The following is a 7,906-nucleotide window of genomic DNA, read 5'->3' as shown; positions in this document are numbered from 1 at the left end:
GTTTTCTGTGGTTACTAAATATCATAAGGGAAGGCATTCCCTATTTCTATACAATTCAGAAATCTTTTATGCATTTACACAAGATATTTTACGCTCTCGGCTTGGCCTATACATGGCCAACATGAATGGTGGTGTTGTTAAACAGTTAACTGGCTTTGTCACTAATGCTGTTACTGAGATCAGCACATTGGCTGGGAACATTGGTACTAAGTTAATCGGTAATGGTCAATCACTGATTAATTCTCAAGGCCTCAACATTGCGTCGGTTACGCAGGCACTTAACAGTCTGTTGTCTAGCGCCCAAGAGTTATCTAATGTGGATGCCTCTGATAAACAGGCTCTGGAAAATTATAGTGGCCCAGGTGTCAGTTCAATCGTTGCAACTCTGGTACAAATTCTTGGAGCTGTTGGCGTAAATACTGAGCCTTTCAACGAAGCATATCAAGCTTCAATGGCTATGACTAATGCTAACATCAAGGAAATGAACCGTTATGGTGATGCCTTGATGAAGACGACCGCCGATGATGGGACAAAGGGTGTTAACGAAGAGATGCTCATGCCTGCTACTATTGGAGACGATGGCAAGGGTAACCAAGTTATTTCCATGAAGACACCCGCTGGTTTCTCAACTTGGAATGCCATTTTAAACATGGTTAACTCTTACATTACCGGTTGGACTGCAGGAATTGGGAAAGCGCTGGATGGTGTCTTCACTGGTGAACAACCGATTGATGCACCTACGAGTCCAACTTATGTAACTGTCAAGGACAACAAGGGCAATGACATTCAATATGATGTCAGCAAGATTAATGGTCAAAAGCCGCAAGACATTTTGAGGGCCGATTATGATGATTCTGGATTAGGAAGAACACCTTTGATTGGTAGCGGTGGTTGGACTATTGTTACTAGCATTCTTAATGCATTGTCAGCTGCAAATAACAAGCTCATTCAGCCTGCAATCTCTGCTATTTCATCAACCTTGACGAATGGTATCGGGAATATTGGCTCTGACGTTATTAGTGGTAATTTAGGTGCCATGAAAGCTGAAGCAGCTATTCCAATTAGTTGGACGGATCCTTCATTTATTACCAAGAATGATGATGGTACTGTTGATACAACCAAGAGTGCTATTCCAGGACAATTTATCGCTGAAACCTTTGATTCAAACATGAACTTGTTTAACCAAACTCAGTCTGGTTCAACAACAATTGCTTATCAAAATGTTGATAAGACCCAATTGCGTGATTTGATTAGTAAGGTAGATCCTGCAGACCAAGGTTCAGCACAATTTAAATTTGCTTCTGATGCAGTATCTAATCCTAACGCATCACAGTATGATGTTGACCGTGCTGTTCTTGCATTGGCTCCAGATGCAAAGATTGCAACTGATACTTCTACTACAACTGAATCCACTGTTGGTAATGCAGCATTAACTACTTTGACAAATAGTACCGCTCAAGATGTTTCAGATGCAGCTACTGCATTGCAGGATGCTAAAGATTATCTTGCAACTAAGCTTGGAAGCGTCTTGCACATCACTCCTGCTCAAGATGCTTCTGCAGATGATGTGGCGGCACTGGCATCTGTTAAACCGACATTTACTGCTGATGACTTTGATGTAACTGCTGCGGAAAATGACGCTACTAATACCAAATTCAATTACGCGCTGAATGATGCTGGTAATAAAGTATTATCAGACGCCGTAACTGCAGCTGATAAGGGCGCTACTGTTACTGCACCAGCTCCTTCAACAATTACATTGACGCCAAAGAAAGCAACGACTACAACGCCAACAGGTGACATTACGTACACTGTCACGCCTGTCGATAATAGTAGCAAACCTTTGGCTAGCCCAATTAGTCATACAGATGGTGTGGCTGGTGCTAATATCTCCACGGATAAACTCCAACTAACATATACTGATGCTAACAATACAGTTTGGTACATGCCGAAGAACTTAACCAGTTATCACGTACCTGCATTGGGCGGTAACATTAACGTTAAGTATACTGATACTGACCCTAACGCTACTACAACACCAACCGGTGACACTGCAACCTACACCCTAGATGCAATTGATGAATCTGGTACCGTATTACCAAACTCAACTGTTGCTGATCAAAAGGGTAATGCTGGTGATCCAATTGATGCCTCAGGACTTAAAGCTACTTACAATGATGCCAATGGCAAGACATGGTACAAGCCATCTGCTGACTCATTGTCTAGTTACTTTATCAAGGATGGTGCCAAAATCAATGTTCTGTACACTGATAAGGACACAACCACTCAACCAGGTGGCGACAACCAAGGGACTGGTAATCCTACTGAAGTTGGTAACGGTTCATTCGTTATCAACGGAGATGGCACCATTACCTTTACTGATAAGAACGGTAAGACCTTAACCATTGATCCTAAGAAATTAGGCACACCGATTGTTATCAATAACAACAATACCAACACGAACACCAACAACAATGATGGTTCGAAAGGTACTGGTTCAACTGGTACTGACACAACTGGTACTGATGGCGGTTCAACCAACGGCCCAGTAACGATTGTATTGCCAGGTCAAGATGGTAAGGATGCTGGTACCAAAGTATCTAAGGGTTCTGATGGTTCATTAACCTTCACTTTCCCTGATGGTTCAACTCAAACCGTTAAACCAGGAGACAATCAAACCAAGACGGATCCTAATGGTGGTTCATTCAAGGTTAACCCAGATGGCACTGTTACCTTCACTGATGGTGCTGGTAATAGCTACACCGTTGATCCTAACAACAAGACGACTGGTACAACTCAACCAGGCAGCACGATCACAAACATTACCTTACCAGGTAAAGATTCTGATGGTAAGAACACTGGTGATCAAACTCTGTTGATTGAGAAGACTCCTTCTGGCCAGATCGTACTTCACTTGCCAGATGGTTCAACTCAAACTGTTGACAAGGATAATCCTGCTAACTTACCAAATGGTTCAAAGGTAACCGTCAACCCAGATGGCTCAGTTACAATTACTGATCCAGATGGCAAGACTACAACCATTGATCCAAACAAGGGTCAAACGACTCCTGAAAACACCAACAATGGTGGGCAGACAACTGCTACACCAGTTGATACTGATGGTGACGGTATTCCAGATAGCTTTGAAATTAAAGTCGGCACGAACCCAGATAACGTTGATACTGACGGTGACGGCGACACTGATTTCCAAGAAATTCTGAATGGTACTAACCCTAAGGACCCTAACTCTAACCTCAAGACTCTTGAGAATGGCGGTAAGGGTACTCAAGGCGGCGTTACTATCATCAACAACTACGGTAACGGTTCAACTGGTACTGGTTCAACAACTGGCACGGACAACGGTGGTTCAAGTGACAAGCCTGTAACTATTGTTCTCCCAGGTTCAGATGGCACTAAAGATACTGGTGTGACTGTAGGCAAGGGTTCTGATGGCTCATTGACCTTCACATTCCCAGATGGCTCAACTCAAACGGTTAAACCAGGCGATACGAGTTCTCACACTAACCCAGAGGGCGGCAGCTTCGTTGTTAACCCAGATGGGACAATTACCTTCACTGATCCAAGTGGTAAGACTTACACTTACAATCCAAATGATAAGGCTGCTCAACCAGTTGACAAGACGACGGTTGTTGTCATCCCTGGTCAAAATGGTACGGATGGCAAGGATACCCCTGATACCTTAGTTACTGTTCAAAAGGGTTCAGATGGCACAACTACTATCACATTGCCAGACGGTACTGTTAAGCAGGTCAACCCAGGCGATACTGGTAAATTACCAGACGGGACAACTTACCTTGTTAACCCGAATGGGACGATTACCTTTACTGGTACTGATGGTAAGACTTACACCGTTGATCCAGACAAGGGTACTCCTAACAATGTAACCATCAATACTAATGGTGGCGGCACTACTGGTGATAACACTGGTAATGCAAAAGACACTGATGGTGACGGTATCCCTGACAATCTTGAAAACGTCTTAGGGACTAACCCATCAAACAAAGATACTGACGGTGATGGCGATTCTGATTTGCAAGAAATCATGAATGGCACGAACCCTAAGGATCCTAACTCAAACTTGAAGTCAGTGGAAAATGGTGGCTCAACTGGTTCTACTACTAATAATGGTGGCGCTACTAACCAACCTATTACCATTAACTTACCAGGTCAAAATGGTGGGACTACTGTTACTAAGAACCCTGATGGCTCATTAACCTTCAACTTCCCAGATGGCAGTAAAGACACTGTTAAACCAGGTGATACTTCAACTCATAACACACCAGCTGGTGGTACCTTCGTGGTTAACCCAGATGGTTCTGTAACCTTCACTAACCCAGATGGTTCAAAGACTACTATTGATCCAAACAAGATCGGTGGTCAACCAACTGCTAGTGATAGCAAGACAACTGTTATCGTTATCCCTGGTAAAGCTGGTACTGATGGCAAGCCAGGAACTAACTCAATTGTCACTGTTGAAAAGACGAGTGACGGTAGCACTATCCTGCACATGCCAGATGGTACAACCAAAGAAGTTAAACCAGGCGACAAGGGTGATATTCCAGGCGGCGGTTCATACGTTGTGAACGACGATGGTACGATTACCTTTACCAACCCAGATGGCACTAAGAGCACTATTGATCCTAAAGATGGGACTCAAGGCAACGTCACGATCAACCCTAACGGTGGTAACACTCAAGGTGCTGGTAAGACGACCGTAGTCTTTGTACCAAACAAGGATGGTAACGGTGGTATCACAGTTAACGTCACTAAGAACCCAGATGGCTCACTGACTATCACCAACCCTGATGGCAGCAGTCAAACTGTTAAACCAGGTCAAGATGGTAAATTACCAAATGGTGCAACCTTCGTGGTTAACCCAGATGGTTCATTGACCATTACTAACCCAGATGGCTCACACTTCACCATCGATCCTAACAAGGGTGCTGCAGGTAGCAGTAATGGTGGCAACACTAACATTAACAGTGGTAACACCACTACTAACAACTACTATGGTTCAGAAGGTCCAGCAAGCACGACCATCACATTACCAGCAGGTAAAGATGGTACTACTCCAACTATCACCTACACTAAGAACCCAGATGGCACATTCACGCTTGTATTACCAGATGGTTCAAAGGATGTTAAACCAGGTGAGACTGGTACCTTACCAAATGGTGGCACTTACACGGTTAACAAAGATGGTTCATTGACCATTACCAATCCTGATGGGACTAAGACGACTGTTAACCCAGGTAACACTACTGGTGGAGCAACTAATGGTGGTACTACTAACTACACGACCATCAATAACTACTACGGTAAAGATGGCTCCGCAAGCACGATTATCACCTTACCAGCAGGTAAAGATGGTACTACTCCAACTATCACCTACACTAAGAACCCAGATGGCACATTCACGCTGGTATTACCAGATGGTTCAAAGACTGTTAAACCAGGTGAGACTGGTACCTTACCAAATGGTGGTACGTACACTGTCAACAAGGATGGTTCATTGACCATCACCAACCCAGATGGCACCAAGACGACTGTTAACCCAGCTGATGGTGCAACTTCATCTAACGGTCCAGTGATCAATAACACCACCAACAACTACTACGGTAAAGATGGTGCAACTAGCACTACTATCACAATTCCTGGTAAAGATGGCGCAACCACTACTATCACTTACACTAAGAACCCAGATGGCACATACACCATTGACTCTTCAGACGGTTCAAAGGCTGTTAAACCCGGTGATACTGGTAAGTTACCAAACGGCAGTTCATACACGGTTAACAAAGATGGTTCATTGACGATCACCAATCCTGATGGTTCTCAATTCACTGTCAACCCTGCTAACAGTGCATCTACTACCAACGGCGGTGCAACTAACAACACTACCAACGTCACTAACAACTACTATGGTTCAAATGGTCCATCGACGGCTACCATCACATTGCCAGCTGGCAGTGATGGCAAGACCTCAACGATTACTTACACCAAGAACCCAGATGGTACTTACACAATCGTATTACCAGACGGTTCAAAGAGTGTTCAACCAGGTGACACTGGTAAATTACCAAACGGTGGCTCATACGTTGTGAACAAAGATGGCTCATTGACAATTACCAACCCTGATGGTTCTAAGACAACTGTCAACCCTGGTAATGGTTCAACAACCAACAATGGTGGTACAACTAACAACTACTACTATGGTGGCAGCACTACGGTTACCTTACCAGCTGGTTCAGATGGTAAAACTTCTGAAATTACCTACACTAAGAACCCAGATGGCACGTTCACAATTGTCCTTCCAGACGGTTCAAAGACTGTTAAACCTGGTGATACTGGTAAGTTACCAAACGGTGGTTCATACACTGTCAACAAAGACGGTTCATTGACCATCACCAACCCAGATGGGACTAAGTTCACGGTCAACCCTGGTGGCAGTACCTCAACCACTAACAATGGCGGTACGACCAACAACTATACGACTAACAACATCACTTACAACTATGGTTCAAATGGTTCAACGGGCGCAACGATCACTGTCCCAGGTGGCAGTGATGGTTCAACGACTACGACGATCACTTACACCAAGAACCCAGATGGCTCGTATACTTTGAAGACACCAGATGGCTCAACTACTGTTAAACCAGGTCAAACTGGTACTTTACCAAATGGTGATACCTACGTGGTTAACCCAGATGGCTCATTGAGTATCACTAACCCTAACGGTGGTGGATCGGTTGTAGTCAACCCAGGTAACGGTGCAACTGTTTCAACTGGTAACGGCAATGTGACGGTTAACGTCAATATTAACAATGGTAATGGCGGTTCAACCCCTGCTACGACTGTTAACACACCAAATGGTAATTACACGGTTACTGTAAATGGCAATGGCACTTATGACATTACCACTCCTGATAACAACACTGTAAACAATGTTAAACCAGGTGACAGCGGTACCTTACCAAATGGTAAAGGTAGCTACGTTGTAAATGATCACAACATTGTTATCACCGAACCAGATGGCTCAAAGTTGACTGTTCACTTTGGTGGTGGTGATACCACTACGCCAGGTGATGGCACCAAGACCCCAGGTGGCGATACTACTACACCAGGTGATGGCACCAAGACTCCAGGCGATGGTACTACTACGCCGGGTGATGGCACCAAGACTCCAGACAATGGTACTACCACACCAAGTAACGGTACTGGTACACCAGCCACTACTGATGGTGGTACCGATGTAACGAACACCAACACCAATACGAACACCAATAACAATGGTGAAGGTACATCAACTTCTACTTCAACCACGACTGGTGCAGGTAATGGTGCAGATCAAGGCAATGCCGTAAGCAACCCAGCTGACGGTAATGCAACCAGCAATGGTGCTGCTGAAGGTACGACCGCTGAAGGCGCAACTGGTAATGGCGGCTCTGATGCTGCTGGTAACGGTTCTGCTGCAAGCGCAACTGCCGAAGGTGCAACTGCTGCTAACGCAACTGCTTCAAGCACTGGCAAGACGAGTGAAGAAGGCAACGGTTCTGCAACTGACAAGAGTGCTTTACCTCAAACTGATGAACAACCAGCTGAAGGTATTGCAGCCCTTGGGTTGTTAGGCGGACTGGTTTCATTGCTTGGCTTAGCCGGAGCATCGAAGCGTCGCAAAGATCTTTAGAATTGAATTTAGTTATCCCCGTTTAAATTTCTCCCTCACTATTTAAACGTTGAGCCCCACATACCGGTGAGTATGTGGGGCTTTTTGTTGTCTATATTTAAGATGGGTTGAGGCTTAGTTCAGGGTACAATTTTTGAATAATCGGGTGAGCTAAAAGACGGCACACTCCTGAGGGAATGTGTCGCCTTTTAGTGATAC

The 7,906-nt window shown here is 44.6% G+C and carries 1 protein-coding gene; it reads left to right on the top strand.

Annotated features, from left to right (window positions below):
* Window positions 1-112 precede the first annotated feature (112 nt).
* Window positions 113-7,708, top strand: a complete 7,596-nt coding sequence (locus tag HC026_RS11430; RefSeq protein ID WP_168926061.1) for a beta strand repeat-containing protein — start codon at window positions 113-115, stop codon at window positions 7,706-7,708.
* The last annotated feature ends 198 nt before the right edge of the window (window positions 7,709-7,906 follow it).

Source organism: Secundilactobacillus angelensis (assembly GCF_012641075.1).
In the GTDB taxonomy this organism is placed as follows: Bacteria; Bacillota; Bacilli; order Lactobacillales; family Lactobacillaceae; genus Secundilactobacillus; species Secundilactobacillus angelensis.
The sequence above is the reverse complement of the archived record's forward strand: the minus strand, read 5'-3'. Positions and strand labels throughout refer to the sequence as shown.